The sequence below is a fragment of the Geobacillus sp. YHL genome, from assembly GCF_022341265.1.
Lineage (GTDB): Bacteria > Bacillota > Bacilli > Bacillales > Anoxybacillaceae > Geobacillus > Geobacillus thermoleovorans.
This window is the reverse complement of record NZ_JAEIGB010000001.1, coordinates 439,137-455,197: the sequence shown is the minus strand read 5'-3', so window position 1 is coordinate 455,197 and position 16,061 is coordinate 439,137. Positions and strand designations below refer to the sequence as shown.

The window sequence follows — 16,061 nt, the reverse complement described above, 5'->3', positions numbered from 1 at the left end:
TCATCCCCCTGCATCGTTTGCACTGTATACTTCTCATCATAGACAAGCATGAGGAAATTCATACATAAATGTTCCTTGCAATGCATATATTGGTGAAAACCTTGTCCAATCCGGGAGGATGTCATGAAACGATGGATGATCCCCTTCATGGCGCTTGCTTTTTTCCTTGCCGCCGCGCTCGCCTCGCTGTGGGAGCACGATCAGACCGCTGAAACGATCAAGTTTTTCCCGCTTGATCGCGAAGCGGCGTTCATCGAAGCGAAAACATCGCTTGCGCTTGAGGGCGACAATGAACCCGGACGCTACGCGCTCCGCTGGTCAGCCGCTTCCATTTTAAACCGCCGCGCCTATTTGCGTCAGGACGTCTCGCTGTTGTTTGCCGATGGCCGCTTGGCCGATGTGCTGTCGAAATGGAAAACGAACACGGATGCCATCGACATGGAAAAGAAGGTCCGGATGCGGGACAGCCGCTTTTTTCAAGCCGTCTCGTTCCATCACGGCGAGCTGCATACAGGAGAGAACATCACAAGCAGCCAAACGATGTCAAGCAGCTATTTGTACGTCATTGACTCACCGTACCATCCGCGCGCATCGTTCCGGCGGCCAAGAACAGATGACGAGCGCGAATGGCAGCGCGTCTTGAACAAAGCCACGAATGAATTTCTTCGTCATAAAGCGGACGAGCTGCTCACCCACTTTTCTTTGTCAAAGAAAGATTATTACGCCCTTTATTTGCCGGAGCTCGTCGCCTACACGGAACAACCGTTGCCGGGGTTGTCAACGGCAAAAACGCAAACCGTCATCGGCCGTCTTTGGGAAGGATTGTACAAGTCGTACATCCTTGGCATAAAAAAAGAGGATGGATCCATCCTCTCGCCAATCGGCAGCACGATGCCGCTCATTCTCATTCGCAAAGATTACAGTAGGCTCTTCGTTCTCATTGAAGCGAAAACCGGGGAAAAAGTGATGCTCGTGCAACTTCTTTAACACATTTCGAAAAGAGGCCTCCCACTTCAAACAAAGCGAAGTGGGGGCGTTTACCGAAATCCGATCCATAAGCCAGCGGCGACAAGCAACGCCGCCACCGCCAACGCTCCCGCCTGCCGCCCTAAAGCGGTGTGTTTTGGCAAATGAACGACGCCAGCCGCCAAAAAACCGCCAACCAGTCCGCCGATATGGCCGGCGTTGTCGATGCCGGGAACAAGCAGGCCAAACAACAGGTTGACGATGATTAAACTGATGACGTTCATCCCCATCGTTCGAAAAAATAAATGCCGGTAGACAGTGCCGAAGTAAAGAAGAGCCCCGAACAGCCCGAAAATGGCTCCCGACGCCCCGGCCGATAATGACGGTGTAAACAAAAAACTCGCCAGCGCTCCGAAAAATCCAGCCGTTACGTAAATGAACAAAAAGCGAAGCGAGCCGTACAGCCGCTCAACCGTGATCCCTAAATAATACAAGGCGAGCGTGTTGGTCAGCAGATGCAAAAAACCAATATGCAAAAACATTGGCGTCAACAGCCGCCACCATTCTCCCGCCTCAATGAGCGGATTGAATTTGGCGCCGTAGTGGATCAACACATCCGGATTCGTGCTCCCGCCGCTCCATTCGAGAACCAAAAACATCGCAACCTGCACGACGATGAACAGCCGGGTGAACATCGGCTTGCCATACTCAAAAATGCGCCGTTCCTCCTCACGGCGGCGCCGCCATTCGCGGACCACCTCGCGCTTTAAGCGCTCGGCGGCAGCAAACGGATCGGACGTTTCCACAGGCGGCTCAAAACGGAGCGCAACACCCGTCATCTCCGCAAGCCGCGGCAGCACGTCCCCCATATTGCCGCTGTGAAGGAGGAGCGTATGAAGCACGCCATCGGACACTCCAGAGAGCGGCAACGGCTCGGCGACAAGAAATTCCCAATCGTCAACCGGCGGATACACCATCACATAAACATTGATGACCCGGCCCGCTTTGCTGAAATTCCATCCCCTCATTTGCTGAACGAATTGCCATGTATATTCCATATCAAGGCGCAACGATCGGCTCCAATCAAAATCAGCGCGCACGAGGCGGATGAGTGTTGGGCGACGCCAATGGTTTGATTCCAGCCATACTTCATCGGCCTGCTCAGACATCCGTACGATGCGGTAGCCGCCGCGAGACAAACGCTGAACAAGCTGCCAAAACAGTACATCCATCGTTCCCATCACGTTCTCCTCTCCCTTTCCCTGGCGAGGCCAAGTCCGACAAACAGCAACAAAGCCAACTCATCGACCGTCCGGCAAACCGGAGCGAATGGGCCGGCGGGCGCCGGCCGCGGCGGCCGGTTTTTTCATAACCGACTTCTTCAAAAATGATTCACCGCTATTGCATCATGGACGCAACATTTGCGAAACAAGAGCGTTGCGCACAGGAGGAATGTGGAGCGCAAATCGGACAAGTTGCTTTCGCAACGACGGAACGCGCAATGCGAAGGCGGCCATTCGGTAGCGATAGCGGTAAGCAAGACATCCAGCGGCAACGACAAGCAGCGGGTACGACCATTTATTCATCGTTGTTCCTCCTTCATCATATGACATGCTCGTTATTCTTTTTCCCTTTTTCTCTCCAAATATGAAGCGGGGCGCGTCTAACGCGCCAGCACGAAGGCGGCCAGCACCGCAAAGATGACCGAAAGAACGTTCACCGCATCATTGTCAAGCCACCGCCAGCCTTTCATATGAATGGTCGCCTGCCCGCAATGCCATTTCCGCTCAGTCGTCGCCCCGCATGCCGGACAGCGGTAAGCCGCTTGCCAAGCCGCGCCAAGCCACGTATCGAACCAGCTGCCGAGCCAACCGAAAAAGGCAAGAGTAAAAACGGGTCGGACGTCGAGAAAAAACACGCCAACAGCCGCAATAAACAGTGCGCCGGCAAACGAAGCAGCCGTGCCAAGGAGCGTCACAGCCCCTGAGGTGCCGGCTTCCACCGGCCGAAAGCTCGGCCAAACCCGAGGCGGCCACGGGCTTAAAGAACCGATTTCAGATGCCCACGTATCAGCGTTCGCTGCAGCGACGGCGACAACAAACAGATCATCCCAAATCGGGTCGGGACGGACAGCGGCCAATAGCGCCAACACGGCCGGCACCCCGCCATTGGCCAGCACTTGGATGGCATCGCGCCGCCCGCCTTTCGCCAATTTTTCAGACAGTTTTGCCTTGCGTTGCCTTCCGATGTGGCTAAAGAAGCTGGAGCTGACAAAAAAGCAGCCTAACACCCATATTCCGCCCCATGAAAAGCCGCATCCAACCGCTGCGCCGATGACAACGGTTGCCGCCGCTCCTGATATGGACAACAAGCGCAACAACCACCCGCCGCCGGCGGCGAGGGCAGAGACCGCGATATACCACCATTCATCGCTCACAGTGAAGAACTCCTTGATCAGTAATAATGAATTTCACCGGCACATCATGCTCCTCGGCCGGAATGTCGTCCATCACTTGAAAGGAGTAAGCCAGCGCTGCCGTCACCGCCGAAGCTCCCCGCAAATATCGATCGTAATACCCGCCGCCATAGCCGATCCGGTAGCCGGTTTTGGCAAAACAGACCCCCGGGACAATGATGAGATCAAACTCATCGCGGTCGATCGGCGTTGTTTGTTTTTCAATCGGCTCAAACAATCCGGCGTACGCTTTTTCGAGCTGGGAAAACGACTCAAGCCGCCGAAAGGACATCGTTTTTGCCCTTGGATCGCATTTCGGGACGCCGATCGTTTTTCCTTCCCGCCACGCCTGTTCCATGATCGGCAAGGTGTTGACTTCCGTCTCTCTCGACACCGTCATGGCGATCGTCCGCGCCGTTTGCCATAATGGCCACCGATATAAATGAGCGGCGATTTGCCGATCGTACATCTCTTTTTCTGCCGCTTTAAGCTGCCGAAGCTGATTCAACATGCGCTGGCGCCATTCCTGTTTGCCGTCCATCATCTTCCCCTTCCTCCCATAAAGATAAAAAGCAGCAGGAATCATCTTCCCACTGCTTACTTCGTTTCGCGGTGCAACGTGACTTTGCGATCGCGCGGGCAATATTTTTTCAATTCCAAACGCTCTGGGTTGTTGCGTTTATTTTTCGATGTAATATAGTTGCGTTCGCCGCATTCTGTGCATGCCAATGTAATGTTCACGCGCATCTTTTTTCCCTCCAAACGAGCTTTATACTTTATATATAATCAGACCTTTCTATGATACCATTTTTCTTCGGCGATTTCCACCTCTAAATTTCATCTTTGTTCAATAAGAGCGCCACAAGCAGAGAATGGTATGGTATAGTGAAAAGGGGAGGGATGCATGTGGTGGAATACGCAATCATCGCTTTGGCAGCTCTAGCCATTATTCTCCTTGTTCTTTCCTTTTTTGCGAAAGATGAACTGAAACCGCTCGAAGAACAAATCGATCATTTGACCGTTTCCCTGGCGCAAGAAACGTACCAGATCAAAAAGCGGCTGCAAGTCATCGAGGAGGAGCTCCTCATTCCGGAGCGGCAACGGTCCGCTTCGCCGCGGCTTGGCGGATCATTGTCGCCGGCCGATCGGCGCATCTTGTTTTTGCATAAACAAGGATTCCCGCTCGAAGACATCGCCCGTGAGACGGGGCTGACCGTTGCGGAAGTCGAGCGGGCGGTAAGGAGGTTGCGCCGATGAACAAGCGATCCATGCGTTCGTTTGCCCTCGGGCTGCTTGCATCGACAGCACTGATCGGCGCCTCGTATTACGCTTCACCCCCGGCTGCACCGACGGAAGCGGAAATCAAGACGTTCCTCAAACAGCATGGGCTTGTCGCCGTGGCGAAAGAGGAATACGACAGGCTCCGCAGCGCTCAGCCGAACGCCGCTCCGAAAGCGGCGTCCAAGCAGATGTCCGAACCATCAGGGCAAACCGTTTACGTCTATCGACTCGTTATTCAAAAAGGAGATACGCCAGAGACATTTGCCCGCGAACTTGAAGAGGCTGGCATCGTTCAAAGCGCCCGCGCCTTCAACGACTACTTGGAACAACATGGGCTGACGCGCTCCATCCGCCCCGGCGTCTACAACGTGCGGAGCGATATGGACTACGCAGCCATCGGCCGTTTGATTGCCGAACCATAACGAAAGAAGGTGTCCCTCCCAAAGGACCGGGACACCTTTTCTTAAGGCTGTGTCTGCGCATCAAACAGCGTTTTTTGAAAGAAACACATCTTTTTTGAAACGAACTTTTTGTCCGTCATGCCTGACGCCCTCCGGCCGCTTTTATCATCCGAACCGCCCGGCGATATAATCCGCCGTCCGCTGATCAGCTGGACGAGAAAACAACGTTTTTGTCTCGCCGTACTCAATCACTTCTCCGTTTAAGAAAAACGCTGTCCGATCGGAAATGCGAGCCGCCTGCTGCATATTATGCGTGACAATGATGATGCTGTATTTTGTTTTCAGCTCGCCCATCAACTCCTCGACCTTCGCTGTCGAAATGGGATCGAGCGCTGATGTCGGTTCATCCATTAAAATGACATCCGGCTCGACGGCCAAACAGCGGGCGATGCACAGCCGCTGCTGTTGGCCGCCCGATAAACCGAGGGCATTTTCATGAAGCCGATCTTTGACTTCCTCCCAGAGCGCCGCTTGGCGCAAGCTTTTTTCGACGATCTCATCGAGCCGCCGCCGGTCGCGGATCCCATGAATGCGCGGCCCATAGGCGACGTTGTCATAAATCGACTTTGGAAACGGGTTGGGCTTTTGAAACACCATGCCCACTTGCGTCCGCAGCTGTTCAACAGGGTATGACGTGTCAAAAATGCGGCGGCCGCGATACAAAATCTCCCCTTCGAGCCGGACGTTTGGAATGAGCTCGATCATTCGATTGAGCGTTTTGATATAGGTTGACTTGCCGCATCCTGACGGGCCGATAATCGCTGTAATCTCGCGTTCATAAAAAGACAGGTGAATATGTTTTAACGCATGATGCTCGCCATACCATACGTTCAGTCCATTCGTTTCGTAAACAACCTCTTTTTTCACCAACTGGGCCGAAGGAATGTCCTCTTTTCGGCGCTCCACCACCGCCATCGTACTCATCGGCGTGACTCCTTTCATTTCCTTCCGCCCTCACTGGCAGCGGAAGATCGAGTTTTTCCTATCATGAGCATACAAAACGATCGTTAACGCTGTGTGGACGGTATGTAAAGTTTTTGTAAACGAACATCATTTTTTGGCTCTTCACCACAACATGTACTTGACAAGCAATACGGTTTCCGGCACAAAGATATGCAAAAAGTGCTGATTTTCCCTCACAAGCGTAAATAGGGTATGTTCAGAAAAAATCAAGTACAACTTTTAGTGAAGAGCCATTTTTTTGCAAGCGCAAAAAAAGAGGCGCCTGGCTAGGCGCCTTTCCTGTCAGCGCGCATCGGCGGCCTCCGCGCCGCCTTGCGCATCGAAGCTGCTCCCGCCTCCGGCCGCCCGCTTCGCTTTCAATTCAAAATAGGCGTCCAAAATGCGGCGGCCGATCCGGTCATTAATCCCGTCGCTCTCCCCTTGCGTCGCCCACGGGACGACAACGGCGAACGACACTTCTGGATCGTTGTACGGCGCATAGCCAACAAGCGTCAAGTTGTACGTTGGATCATTCCGTCGGCTTTGGATCGGTCCATCGTAAAACGCCTCTGCCGTCCCCGTTTTGCCGGCCGGCTTGTACGAAGCACTCGCAAAGTACGAATACGCCGTTCCGCCCGGCTCTTGCATCACACGGCGGAATCCTTCTTGCACCCGCTTGATGTATTCCGTCTTCATATCAATCCGGTTTAGCACAACCGGTTCGAACCGTTTCATGATCCGGCCAAGTTTTTTTCCGTCAGCCGACGGCTCACGAATTTCTTTGACAAGCTGCGGCTTCATCCGATAGCCGCCGTTGGCGATCGTCGAGACGTATTGCGCCAGCTGCATCGGCGTATACATATCGTACTGGCCGATGGCTAAGTCGAGCAAAAATCCGCCGCGCGTGCTTTGTCCTTGGAAGCCGCTAAGTTCGTTCGGCAAATCGATGCCCGTTTTCACGCCAAGGCCGAATTGGCTGAAATAGTGGCGAATCGTCGCAAATGCCTCTGGATTGATGCGAAGCGGCGCATGCGGACGGTACACACCGCCCCCGATGGCGATCGCTGTTTTGAACATATAGACGTTCGACGACTGCTTGAGCGCCGTCAGTTCGTTGATCGTCCCCATCGTCTTCCATGATTTTTTCACCGGGGTTCCTTTAATATACAGCGGCTCGTCCTTTATATACGTATTCGGATGAAGCACCCCGGTTTGAAAGCCGGTGAGAACGGTCGCCCCTTTCACCGCCGATCCCATCGCATAGGCGGACGTGATGTTGCCGATGGCAAAGTCGACAAATTTGCCGTCTTGAAGAAGCTTGCCGGCCATCGCCAACACTTCGCCCGTCTTCGGGTTCATCATGACGACAAACGCCCGGTCCAAGAGCGGCGATCGGCCTTTGCGCTTCGTCGCCAGAATCTCTTGTTGAATGATTTGCTCAACCTTTTGCTGGAGCTCGGCATCAATGGTTAACACGAGGTCTTTGCCGCGCTCGCCTGGATACACTTGCTCAACCGAGATGACATTGCCCGATTTGTCAACAACGTTTTTCACTTTTGCCTTTTTGCCGTGCAGCACTTCTTCATACTGCATCTCCAAATAGCTTTTGCCGACGCGGTCATTGCGGCTGTAGTCGCGGGCTAAAAAGTAATCGAGCCGTTCGCGCGGGACGCCTTCGTCTTCTTCAGTCACACTGCCGAGCACAGAGCGGAATGTGTTGTCATAGACGTATTTCCGGTCCCAATCCACCGTCGTATTGACGCCGGGCAGCTCGCTCAAATGCTCGCTGACGACCGCATATTCGCGGTCGGTCACTCCTTTGCTTTTGACCGTCTGTGGCGTCAAGGCGTAGCCGCTCTCCATCTCATGTTTAATGGCGATCACTTCAAGCTCTGCTTTCGAAATTTGCGCCAAATCTTGCTTGGTGATGCGATCGAGCGTCCACTCGTACACTTTTTTGTCGATCTCTTTTTGCGTCAATCCTTGATCAGCGAGCTTTTTCCGTTCTTGTTCGCTCACCTTCCGTTTCGCTTCTTTCGGATGCGTTAAAATCCAATAATCTTTCATATCGCGCTCAGTTACTTTTTTCTCAGCATCGGGAATGTCGATGTATTGGGCAAGTTTCCTTGCTATGTCCAATATTTCTTCCGGCTGTGTCGTTTTGGAGCGCGTGTACGTAATCGCCTTTTGCGGTGTGTTGTCGACGATCACGCGGCCGAATCGATCGTAAATTTTGCCGCGCGGCACCGGCGTGCTGACGATTTCATCCTGCGTTCGCTCCACTTCGCGCCGATAATCTTCACCGTAGACGATTTGTACGACGCCAAGGCGTAAAATCAGTGCTGAAAACAACAAAAAAACAAAGAAAAACAAAATGTTTAACCGAATCGGCACTTGTGCTCGCTTTTTCCGTTTCATCCCCCGGTCCTCCTTCTCCTCCCCCTATTGTAAAAGAAAAAGTCGGTCATGGCTAGGGAAAAACTTGGCCCCTCACACCGGCGAACGGCCTCGTTCGCCGGCCAGCTTCGGCCGAAGCAAAAGCCGCTCGCGCCGGCCGTGCTCCGGATGGCCATCGGTGAAACGAATGCGGCGGACAAACCAATAAATCACCAAATGCCCGGCTCCGCACACAAACATCAACACGCGGATGCCAGCTTCTTCGCCAAAGAGCGCCACAGCCGTCAAAAAGGCGAAAATCGACGCCACCCGTCCGGCGTTTAAAAACAATTCGCGGACAACGATGTATTCGACGCGCGCCTCGGCCGATTTCCAGCTCTTTCCGATGACGTCAAACGTCAAGGAGGAATACGGAACAAGCAGCAATGGATACGCAATGGCGATCGTGATGGCATAAAGAATGAGGCGCGGATAGGTCGGATGGAAAACGATCAAAAAAATCGCCCCATATAGCAGCGCTCCTCCCAGCAAAATCGCTTTCATCCGATATTCACGCTTGATCAGCCGGGAGACGGCATAATAGGCGACAAACGACGTAAACGAGTTGACAAGCCCGAATTTGCCGAGCGCCCATTCACTTCCAGAAGTGACGTACACAAGCACGGAAATGATAAACACAAACGTGCCTTCACGCAATCCTTGAAAAAAGTGGGCATTCGTAATGAGCCGCCAGTTCCGGTTTTCATTCCGCTCCTTTAAAATGCGGACGAACAAATATTTCCCCGCGGCCGCGCGGCGCTTCAAGAAAAAGCTGAGCAGCACAGCGACAAGAAACAAGCCGAGCGACAGCGAGAAAACGAACGTATACCCTTTCGCTCCATGGAGCGATGAGATGATATAACCGGCGGCAATCGGCCCGATCATGCCGGCTGATGAGGTCAACACCCCGAAAAAACCGTTAAAAAAGTCGCGCGTCTCCGGTTCGGTAATTTCAAATGTCAACACGTTAAATGCCAGCCAATAAAAACCATAGCCGACGCCGAGCAGCGCGCCGAGAAAAAGCAAATATTGATGGGCGCGAGAGCCGACCAGCAAAACCGTGACAAAAAAAACGGCTAAACACGACACGCCAAGCCGCAAAACGAGAATGCGGTCAATTTGTTTTGCCATCCGGCCAGCGAAAATAAACGTCAGCGGCTGCATCGTGACAATCGCCAAATTGTATAGCGCCAAGTCGCGGAAATCGCCGGTCTGTTTCCATAAATAAATGTTGACAAACGTGTTCGACAGGGAAACACCGAGCGCGTAAACCCCACCGATGCAAAGCAAAAGCAACAAATCGCGGTTCACTTGTTCTTGGCCGGTTAGTTTTTGGAAAAATGCCATTGCAAACTCCCCTTTTCATCTATCCGGTAGTGTGGCCGTTTCCGCAGCCTCTATGCACCCGGCGCGAAGAAAACCGCTTCTTTTGCCTGCACCCTCCGTCGCGAAAAAAAGCGGGGCGCTTTGTTTCGCCCCGCTTTGTTGATTACTTCGCTTTCGCTTCGCTGTACCGTTTCGCCACTTCGTCCCAGTTGACAATGTTCCAGAATGCGGCAATGTATTCCGGACGGCGGTTTTGGTATTTCAAGTAGTACGCATGCTCCCAAACGTCCAAGCCGAGAATCGGCGTTTTGCCTTCCATAATCGGCGAATCTTGGTTCGGCGTGCTCGTAATTTCCAGCTCGCCGTTGTTCACGACAAGCCATGCCCAGCCAGAACCGAAACGGCCAGCCGCTGCTTTCGAAAACTCGTCTTTAAACGCGGTGAAGCTCCCGAATTTTTTGTTGATCGCCTCAGCCAGCTCACCCGTCGGCTCACCGCCGCCATTTGGCGACAAAATCGTCCAGAAAAGCGAGTGGTTCGCATGGCCGCCGCCGTTGTTGCGCACCGCCGTGCGAATGCTTTCCGGAAGGGCTTCCAAATTGCTGAGCAATTCTTCGAGCGATTTGTTTTGCAAATCCGGATGCCCTTCAAGCGCCGCATTCAAATTTGTAACGTATGTGTTATGGTGCTTCGTGTGGTGAATGTTCATCGTTTCTTTGTCGATGTGCGGCTCCAGGGCATCGTACGGATACGGCAATGCTGGCAATTCAAATGGCATACCGATCTCCTCCTTTTTGGTTTATGTACACGAACGCCAACGCGTTCGCTTGAGATTAGCTTACCAAAGTTGGCACAATGTTTCAATCGATTTGCTTGTCCTCGCTTTTTGTTTACATATTTTCAACACACCGTTGACCGTTTCTTCATAATGACAAGCTATAGTATAAGGTAGCTTCCAGTTAAGGGGGAACTCAGCGAAAATGGAAACGAAACGATCAGGTTCTTTATGGAACGCCTTTCGACTTGAGACCATTGTCATGATGGCCATGGTGCTTACAACGACGTTGTCGGCCCTTGTCATCACCTCAATCGGCTATATTCAAGGGCGCCATTCAGCGATTCAGTCGATCCAACAACAGTTGCAGCTATCAAGCGAAACGATGGTTGAAAAAATTTCTATTTTAAAAGCGACAACGACCAATGAAGCGTTTTCTCAAAAACTGAATTATTCATTGACGTTAAATGAACGGAAATTCCACGCCTTACACCTTCATCCGGTGCAATTGATTGTAACGAAAACGGGAAAGGCGGTGGCAAAACGGCCATCCTCGCCTAACCAAACGCTGCCCGAACAGGTCGTGCGCGATATATTGAAAAAGAAGCAAGGTGTTTTGCATACAGACCAATGGCTGGCTGCATTTTCTAGTTCAAGTGATTTGCAAGGAGCCAAGATGTGCAAAGCCAAATCGAGGCCGCGGTTCAATCGATGAAAGAAAGCGCAAAACAACTCGATGAAACGAAAAAAACGTTCACGGAAAGCCAACAAGCCTTTAAAGAAATCACCACAATGGTGTCGCATTCATCCGCACATACGCTGCAAATTTCAGAACAATTCGCCGCCATCGAGCGGCAAATCAGCGAAATGCGTGAACATATCGCAGAGATTGCCACCGTCGCCCAACAGATTGCTTCGTCGATGGAGCAAATTTCGAGTTTTACCGACGGCCAGCACAATGCCATGGCTGCCATTCGTTCCGAAGCCGATGCACTAAATGAACGGGTGTTGCAATGGCGCGCCTTGCTTGAAACCTTTCATTTGCCTTCTGACTAAAGCGGGAAGATGCCCGCTTTTTCTTTGTCTCAAGTTGAATTCTTCCTCTTTCCCGGCTACAATGGAAAAGGAGACAAAGAAAGGTGTGTCTGCGATGAACGTATTCGTCCAACTGTGGAAAAGCTTATATTCTCCAAAAGACATCGCCCGCTTTCGATTTCAGGGAATTGGGAAAACGATCGGTTATTTGTTTTTGCTGACTTTGCTGTCCATTCTTCCGACGTTTTACTATGTCTCCTCGTCGCTCACTGAAGGCATCCGCACAACGAGCGCCTTATTGAATAACGAGTTGCCGCCGTTTTCGATTGAAAACGGCGAACTTCACTCGGAGGCGGCCACGCCGATTCATATTGATCAAGGCGGATTTACGATCATTTTTGACAGCACCGGCAAAGTGACGAGTGAGAACGTCGAGCAGTTTCCGAACGCCATCGCGCTCTTGAAGCATGAAGCCGTGCTCGTCGCCGGCCATCAGGCGCAGCATTACAGCTATGCCACGTTTCCGGATGTGACCATTACCGACGAAGACGTTCGCGCGTTCATCGCCGGTCTTCAGTCGCTTCTCCCTGTCCTCATCCCGCTTTTTGGGCTCGTTTTATACGTGCTCGCCTGCGCCGGGAAATTCATCAGCGTGTGCATCTTTGCCTTTTTCGGCCTGATTTTGGCCGGCGTGCTCGACAAAACGCTGCGCTACCGCCATACATGGGTGATGTCGGCTTACGCCATTACGCTGTCGACCGTCTTTTTCACCGTGATGGAAACGGTGCAAGCGGTCGTGCCCTACGGCGCGTTGATCCATTGGTTCGTTTCGCTTGTCGTTCTCTTTTTGGCAGTCAAGGAAGTGCCATCAGCCAAACGGGAAATATAAAAAAGCTGCCTGTCGATGCAGGACAGCTTTTTTTGTGCTTACGCTGCTTTGCTTCTTTCTCCTCGTCCTCGACGCGCGCGCCGCCCCCCGGAGAAATGCCGCGCAAGCAAGGAAGAAGCGAGCCGTGCGGCCAAATTGAATAAAAGAACGGCCACCATCAATACAGCCGCCGATTTGGCCGCGATCAGCTTTGCGTCTGGGACAATGCCTTCCGAATTCAATTTCCAAATATGCACCGTCAGCGTTTCGGCCGGCCGGAACACGTTCAGCGGGTTGGCCTGGCTGCCCCAATCCGCATCCCAACGAAGCATCGGAGTCGTCAGCCCAGCGGTATAAATGAAAACAGCCGCTTCGCCGAAAATGCGCCCAGCCGATAAAATGACGCCGGTGACAATTTGCGGGATGGCGGCCGGAAGCACCGCTTTGACCAACGTCTGCCAGCGCGTCGCTCCAAGGGCAAGACTCCCCTCTTTAATGTTGGCTGGAACATCCAAAATCGCCGTTTCGCAAATGCGCGTCAATCCAGGCAAATTGATGATCGTGACGGCTAACGCTCCGCCGAGCAGCGTATAGCCCCAACCCGTCAAGGTGACAAACGCCAACAATCCAAACAACCCGACGACAATCGACGGCAATGATGCCATCGTTTCCAGGCAAAGGCGAATGAACCCGACGATCCGCCCTTGTTTGGCGTATTCAGCCAAATAAATTCCAGCTCCCAACGAAAGCGGAACCGACAAAAGCAATGTCACAACCAACATATAAAATGAATTGATGAGCTGCGGACCAATGCCGCCGCCCGCTTGCGTATTGCTCGGCCGTCCGAACAGAAACTCAGGTTGCCAAAACCCCGCTCCTTTCGACAACACAACGGCAAAAAAGAACATGAGCAACCCGATGACTGCAGCAGCCACCGCATAGAAAATGCCTGTCCAAACTTTATCGATCATTCGCGCTGTCATCTTATCGCTCCTTTCTCGGGCCGACCAAACGGATCACGGCAATGAAGAAAAACGAGATCAAGAGCAAAATGAGCGCCAATGTCCATAACGCGTTGTTCCATGGTGTTCCGTTGATCGTATTCGCCATATCCATCGTCAATACACTTGTTAACGTCGCCGTCGGGCTGTCAAGGCCTGAAGGCAGCTTAATCGTATTGCCGATCACCATCTGCACGGCAAGCGCCTCGCCAAACGCCCGCGCCAAGCCGAGAACGACGCCGGTGGCAATCCCGGCTTTCGCCGCCGGAACGATGACGCGGGAAATCGCCTGCCAACGCGTAGAGCCAAGCCCGTATGATGCTTCCATATACGTCATCGGGACATTGGCCAAGGCGTCGGCCGCAATGCTGGTGATAGTCGGCAAAATCATCATACTAAGGACGATGATCCCCGCCAACAGACTAAAGCCGGAGCCTCCGAACCATTCGCGCAAGAGCGGAACGAGAATCGTCACCCCAAGCCAGCCATACACCACCGACGGAATGCCGACAAGCAGCTCCAGCACCGGCTTGAGCAACGAAACGAACCATTTGGGAGCGATAAAGTTCATGAAAATCGCCAACGCCAACGCGATCGGCGCACTGATCAACAAAGCGCCAAGCGAGACGAGCATCGAGCCAACAATAAAAATGAGCGCCCCATACTTCGGCGGCGTGCCGTTTGGATCCCATTGCATCGAAAGCAACATGTCGGAAAGCGAAAGACCGCTGTCCGTAAAGGACTGAATTCCCTTTACCGCCAAAAAGATGATCATCGTCACCGTAATCAGAACGATCAGCCAGCCGCAGATGACCGCAAACGTGCGGCCGATGTACTCTTCAAGCCAGCGATTCCGCCGTTTCGTATGCATTTGTTGCATGGCTTCATCCCTCCATTGTCAAAGGCCGGCCTAACGAGCCGGCCTTCCGCCCTTCTCTACTCCAATTCCGTCATCGGGATATACCCCATCTTTTTAACGGTCGGCGCAAATTCTTCGCTCTTGACAAAGTCGATAAACGCTCGCACTTCTTCCTTCGCTTCCCCTTTGGTAATCATGTATTCATACGACCAAAACGGGTACTTTTCCGTGCGGATGTTTTCCACCGTCGGTTCCGCGCCGTCAATTTTGACCGTTTTCAAGTTTTTCTTTTCCCCGATTAAATACGACATCGCTACATAGCTGACAGCGCCCGGCGTCGAGCTGATCGCCTGTTCGACCGCTCCGTTCGAATCTTGCACCGTACCGATGGAATCATCGACTTTTACGCCTTTCATGATCGTTTTCTCAAATGTCGCCCGCGTACCCGATGACGCCGGACGGTTGATCACGTGAATGGCTTCATCTGGTCCGCCGACTTCTTTCCAGTTTTTAATCTTTCCGCTGAAAATATCTTGAATTTGCTTCGTCGTTAAATTATCGACCTTCACATCGTCGTTAACCACAATCGCAAAGGCGATGCCGGCCACTTTATGGTCAACAAGCTCTGACGCTTTCGATTTGTCGTCCAGCTTCTCCGCCGCCGGCACATCCGAGTTGCCGATTTGCACGGCGCCGGCTGCCACTTGGTTGACGCCCGTACCGCTGCCGCCGCCTTGAACGGTGATCGATACGTCCGGATACTTTTCCATAAACGCGTTTGCCGCTTCCTCTGCCAGCGGCTGAAGCGCTGTAGATCCTGCTAGTGCAATGGTGCCGGAGTAGGTTTCTTCTTTCTTTGCCGTTCCTTCATTGCCGCCCGCGTTGTTCTTTTCAGTCTGCCCGCAGCCGGCCAAAACGCCGGTCATCAACAAGGCGGCCAATCCCAATTTGACTCGTTTGCTCCACATTCAGAAATCCCCCCGTTTTGTTTTCGTACTTTCAACGTACAAGACCATTGTAGCGAGACATTGTTAGGCCCTTATAAAGCAGTTGTTAAGTTTCTGTAAAGACAAAAAACAGGAATATTTTCAAAAAGCCGTCAAGCGAGCCTTGAAGGCAAAGAAGAACGGTGATGCCGTTTTTCAAATTGGAGACATTCTTTTGTTGAAGTGTTTTCCTCATGAACTCAACGACCTTGCTAAGGAAGACATATTTTCGCTGGACAAGCATACATATGAAATAGATATACGCATGCGGAGGAAGCGTCATGAAAAAATTCATGTTTCTCCTGCTTCTCGTTCTTTCCAGTTATATCGTTTACCGCGACCTTGTCATCGGAACGCTTCACCCTTCATCTGAAACAGCGGCAGCCGTTGTCCAGTCGAAACAGGCGGCCATCCCGTACCGGACGGTGACCATTCGCCCTGGCGATACGTTGTTGTCCATCATCGAGAAAGAACTCAACGGCCCATTGCCCGTTCCGCTCGAGCAGCTGATCCGTGATTTTGAACGGTTAAATCCAGGCGAACATGCGCAAACATTAAAAATCGGGAAAACTTATAAAGTGCCGATCTATCGCTAACCGGCGAATCGCTTGTCAAACGGCGGATGGCACTGTTACAATAATGCAGAAAGCGACTTGAATGCAAAAGGAGC

At 52.4% G+C, this 16,061-nt stretch carries 19 protein-coding genes; 7 read left to right on the top strand and 12 right to left on the bottom strand.

What is annotated here, in order from left to right; genetic code table 11:
* Positions 1 to 123 precede the first annotated feature (123 nt).
* On the top strand, positions 124 to 987 hold the full coding sequence (locus tag JCR24_RS02230) for a hypothetical protein (protein ID WP_238979983.1): 864 nt from the start codon (positions 124 to 126) through the stop codon (positions 985 to 987).
* Positions 988 to 1,037: 50 nt separating this feature from the next.
* On the opposite strand, the gene JCR24_RS02225 is transcribed toward JCR24_RS02230, so the two are convergent.
* The 5 genes from JCR24_RS02225 to rpmG all read right to left on the bottom strand — a co-directional run bounded on the left by JCR24_RS02225 (position 1,038) and on the right by rpmG (position 4,168).
* Positions 1,038 to 2,207: a rhomboid family intramembrane serine protease gene (locus JCR24_RS02225; RefSeq protein WP_014196348.1), complete on the bottom strand. Its 1,170-nt coding sequence runs from the start codon at positions 2,205 to 2,207 to the stop codon at positions 1,038 to 1,040.
* Between the two features lie 165 nt (positions 2,208 to 2,372).
* Positions 2,373 to 2,552, bottom strand: a complete 180-nt coding sequence (locus tag JCR24_RS02220; RefSeq protein ID WP_011231928.1) for a hypothetical protein — start codon at positions 2,550 to 2,552, stop codon at positions 2,373 to 2,375.
* A gap of 77 nt (positions 2,553 to 2,629) precedes the next feature.
* Positions 2,630 to 3,403, bottom strand: a complete 774-nt coding sequence (locus JCR24_RS02215) for a DUF92 domain-containing protein (protein ID WP_011231929.1) — start codon at positions 3,401 to 3,403, stop codon at positions 2,630 to 2,632.
* Entirely contained in the window at positions 3,393 to 3,965 is a 573-nt protein-coding gene (locus JCR24_RS02210; RefSeq protein ID WP_015375406.1) for a 5-formyltetrahydrofolate cyclo-ligase, read from the bottom strand. The genes JCR24_RS02215 and JCR24_RS02210 overlap by 11 nt, the downstream gene beginning before the upstream one ends.
* A gap of 53 nt (positions 3,966 to 4,018) precedes the next feature.
* The gene (gene rpmG, locus JCR24_RS02205; RefSeq protein ID WP_011231931.1) at positions 4,019 to 4,168 is read right to left on the bottom strand and encodes a 50S ribosomal protein L33; all 150 of its coding nucleotides are present in this window, start codon (positions 4,166 to 4,168) and stop codon (positions 4,019 to 4,021) included.
* Positions 4,169 to 4,327: 159 nt separating this feature from the next.
* Here rpmG and JCR24_RS02200 point away from each other — a divergent pair, with 159 nt between their 5' ends.
* Positions 4,328 to 4,678, top strand: coding sequence for a sigma factor-like helix-turn-helix DNA-binding protein (locus tag JCR24_RS02200; RefSeq protein ID WP_012820534.1), 351 nt, complete (start codon positions 4,328 to 4,330; stop codon positions 4,676 to 4,678).
* A complete protein-coding gene (locus JCR24_RS02195) occupies positions 4,675 to 5,124 on the top strand; it encodes an endolytic transglycosylase MltG (RefSeq protein ID WP_015375407.1) in 450 nt (149 codons plus the stop codon). The genes JCR24_RS02200 and JCR24_RS02195 overlap by 4 nt, the downstream gene beginning before the upstream one ends.
* A 144-nt stretch (positions 5,125 to 5,268) precedes the next feature.
* Here JCR24_RS02195 and pstB read toward each other — a convergent pair whose 3' ends face one another.
* From pstB to sodA, 4 genes are all read right to left on the bottom strand, one after another.
* Positions 5,269 to 6,078 carry a phosphate ABC transporter ATP-binding protein PstB gene (pstB, locus tag JCR24_RS02190; protein ID WP_119878022.1) on the bottom strand — a complete coding sequence of 270 codons (810 nt, stop codon included), beginning with the start codon at positions 6,076 to 6,078 and terminating at the stop codon, positions 5,269 to 5,271.
* Positions 6,079 to 6,408: 330 nt separating this feature from the next.
* The gene (locus JCR24_RS02185) at positions 6,409 to 8,523 is read right to left on the bottom strand and encodes a peptidoglycan D,D-transpeptidase FtsI family protein (RefSeq protein ID WP_042381064.1); all 2,115 of its coding nucleotides are present in this window, start codon (positions 8,521 to 8,523) and stop codon (positions 6,409 to 6,411) included.
* Positions 8,524 to 8,595: 72 nt separating this feature from the next.
* Entirely contained in the window at positions 8,596 to 9,888 is a 1,293-nt protein-coding gene (locus tag JCR24_RS02180; RefSeq protein ID WP_238979982.1) for an MFS transporter, read from the bottom strand.
* Between the two features lie 142 nt (positions 9,889 to 10,030).
* On the bottom strand, positions 10,031 to 10,645 hold the full coding sequence (gene sodA / locus JCR24_RS02175; protein ID WP_011231937.1) for a superoxide dismutase SodA: 615 nt from the start codon (positions 10,643 to 10,645) through the stop codon (positions 10,031 to 10,033).
* Between the two features lie 202 nt (positions 10,646 to 10,847).
* On the opposite strand from sodA, the gene JCR24_RS02170 reads away from it, so the two are divergent.
* The 3 genes from JCR24_RS02170 to JCR24_RS02160 all read left to right on the top strand — a co-directional run bounded on the left by JCR24_RS02170 (position 10,848) and on the right by JCR24_RS02160 (position 12,566).
* Positions 10,848 to 11,357: a chemotaxis protein gene (locus tag JCR24_RS02170; protein WP_238979981.1), complete on the top strand. Its 510-nt coding sequence runs from the start codon at positions 10,848 to 10,850 to the stop codon at positions 11,355 to 11,357.
* The gene (locus tag JCR24_RS02165) at positions 11,321 to 11,698 is read left to right on the top strand and encodes a methyl-accepting chemotaxis protein (RefSeq protein WP_238979980.1); all 378 of its coding nucleotides are present in this window, start codon (positions 11,321 to 11,323) and stop codon (positions 11,696 to 11,698) included. Before JCR24_RS02170 ends, JCR24_RS02165 begins: the two co-directional genes overlap by 37 nt.
* A gap of 94 nt (positions 11,699 to 11,792) precedes the next feature.
* Positions 11,793 to 12,566, top strand: coding sequence for a DUF1189 domain-containing protein (locus JCR24_RS02160; RefSeq protein ID WP_014196356.1), 774 nt, complete (start codon positions 11,793 to 11,795; stop codon positions 12,564 to 12,566).
* A gap of 38 nt (positions 12,567 to 12,604) precedes the next feature.
* Here the strand turns inward: JCR24_RS02160 and pstA are convergent, their stop codons facing one another.
* From pstA to JCR24_RS02145, 3 genes are all read right to left on the bottom strand, one after another.
* The gene (pstA, locus tag JCR24_RS02155) at positions 12,605 to 13,528 is read right to left on the bottom strand and encodes a phosphate ABC transporter permease PstA (protein WP_011231941.1); all 924 of its coding nucleotides are present in this window, start codon (positions 13,526 to 13,528) and stop codon (positions 12,605 to 12,607) included.
* Position 13,529: 1 nt separating this feature from the next.
* Positions 13,530 to 14,417, bottom strand: coding sequence for a phosphate ABC transporter permease subunit PstC (pstC, locus tag JCR24_RS02150; protein WP_020278347.1), 888 nt, complete (start codon positions 14,415 to 14,417; stop codon positions 13,530 to 13,532).
* 65 nt (positions 14,418 to 14,482) lie between these two features.
* A complete protein-coding gene (locus tag JCR24_RS02145) occupies positions 14,483 to 15,373 on the bottom strand; it encodes a phosphate ABC transporter substrate-binding protein PstS family protein (protein WP_020756545.1) in 891 nt (296 codons plus the stop codon).
* Positions 15,374 to 15,672: 299 nt separating this feature from the next.
* Here JCR24_RS02145 and JCR24_RS02140 point away from each other — a divergent pair, with 299 nt between their 5' ends.
* On the top strand, positions 15,673 to 15,987 hold the full coding sequence (locus tag JCR24_RS02140; protein WP_020756543.1) for a type IV pilus assembly protein FimV: 315 nt from the start codon (positions 15,673 to 15,675) through the stop codon (positions 15,985 to 15,987).
* The last annotated feature ends 74 nt before the right edge of the window (positions 15,988 to 16,061 follow it).

What these genes read in the sequence shown, in the direction of transcription:
- pstB (WP_119878022.1), bottom strand. Translation starts at nt 6,078, where the DNA reads ATGGCGGTGGTGGAGCGCCGAAAAGAGGACATTCCTTCGGCCCAGTTG.
- JCR24_RS02185 (WP_042381064.1), bottom strand. Translation starts at nt 8,523, where the DNA reads ATGAAACGGAAAAAGCGAGCACAAGTGCCGATTCGGTTAAACATTTTG.
- rpmG (WP_011231931.1), bottom strand. Translation starts at nt 4,168, where the DNA reads ATGCGCGTGAACATTACATTGGCATGCACAGAATGCGGCGAACGCAAC.
- JCR24_RS02170 (WP_238979981.1), top strand. Translation starts at nt 10,848, where the DNA reads ATGGAAACGAAACGATCAGGTTCTTTATGGAACGCCTTTCGACTTGAG.
- JCR24_RS02145 (WP_020756545.1), bottom strand. Translation starts at nt 15,373, where the DNA reads ATGTGGAGCAAACGAGTCAAATTGGGATTGGCCGCCTTGTTGATGACC.
- JCR24_RS02225 (WP_014196348.1), bottom strand. Translation starts at nt 2,207, where the DNA reads ATGGGAACGATGGATGTACTGTTTTGGCAGCTTGTTCAGCGTTTGTCT.
- JCR24_RS02220 (WP_011231928.1), bottom strand. Translation starts at nt 2,552, where the DNA reads ATGAATAAATGGTCGTACCCGCTGCTTGTCGTTGCCGCTGGATGTCTT.
- JCR24_RS02140 (WP_020756543.1), top strand. Translation starts at nt 15,673, where the DNA reads ATGAAAAAATTCATGTTTCTCCTGCTTCTCGTTCTTTCCAGTTATATC.
- sodA (WP_011231937.1), bottom strand. Translation starts at nt 10,645, where the DNA reads ATGCCATTTGAATTGCCAGCATTGCCGTATCCGTACGATGCCCTGGAG.
- pstA (WP_011231941.1), bottom strand. Translation starts at nt 13,528, where the DNA reads ATGACAGCGCGAATGATCGATAAAGTTTGGACAGGCATTTTCTATGCG.
- JCR24_RS02160 (WP_014196356.1), top strand. Translation starts at nt 11,793, where the DNA reads ATGAACGTATTCGTCCAACTGTGGAAAAGCTTATATTCTCCAAAAGAC.
- JCR24_RS02230 (WP_238979983.1), top strand. Translation starts at nt 124, where the DNA reads ATGAAACGATGGATGATCCCCTTCATGGCGCTTGCTTTTTTCCTTGCC.
- JCR24_RS02195 (WP_015375407.1), top strand. Translation starts at nt 4,675, where the DNA reads ATGAACAAGCGATCCATGCGTTCGTTTGCCCTCGGGCTGCTTGCATCG.
- JCR24_RS02210 (WP_015375406.1), bottom strand. Translation starts at nt 3,965, where the DNA reads ATGATGGACGGCAAACAGGAATGGCGCCAGCGCATGTTGAATCAGCTT.
- pstC (WP_020278347.1), bottom strand. Translation starts at nt 14,417, where the DNA reads ATGCATACGAAACGGCGGAATCGCTGGCTTGAAGAGTACATCGGCCGC.
- JCR24_RS02180 (WP_238979982.1), bottom strand. Translation starts at nt 9,888, where the DNA reads ATGGCATTTTTCCAAAAACTAACCGGCCAAGAACAAGTGAACCGCGAT.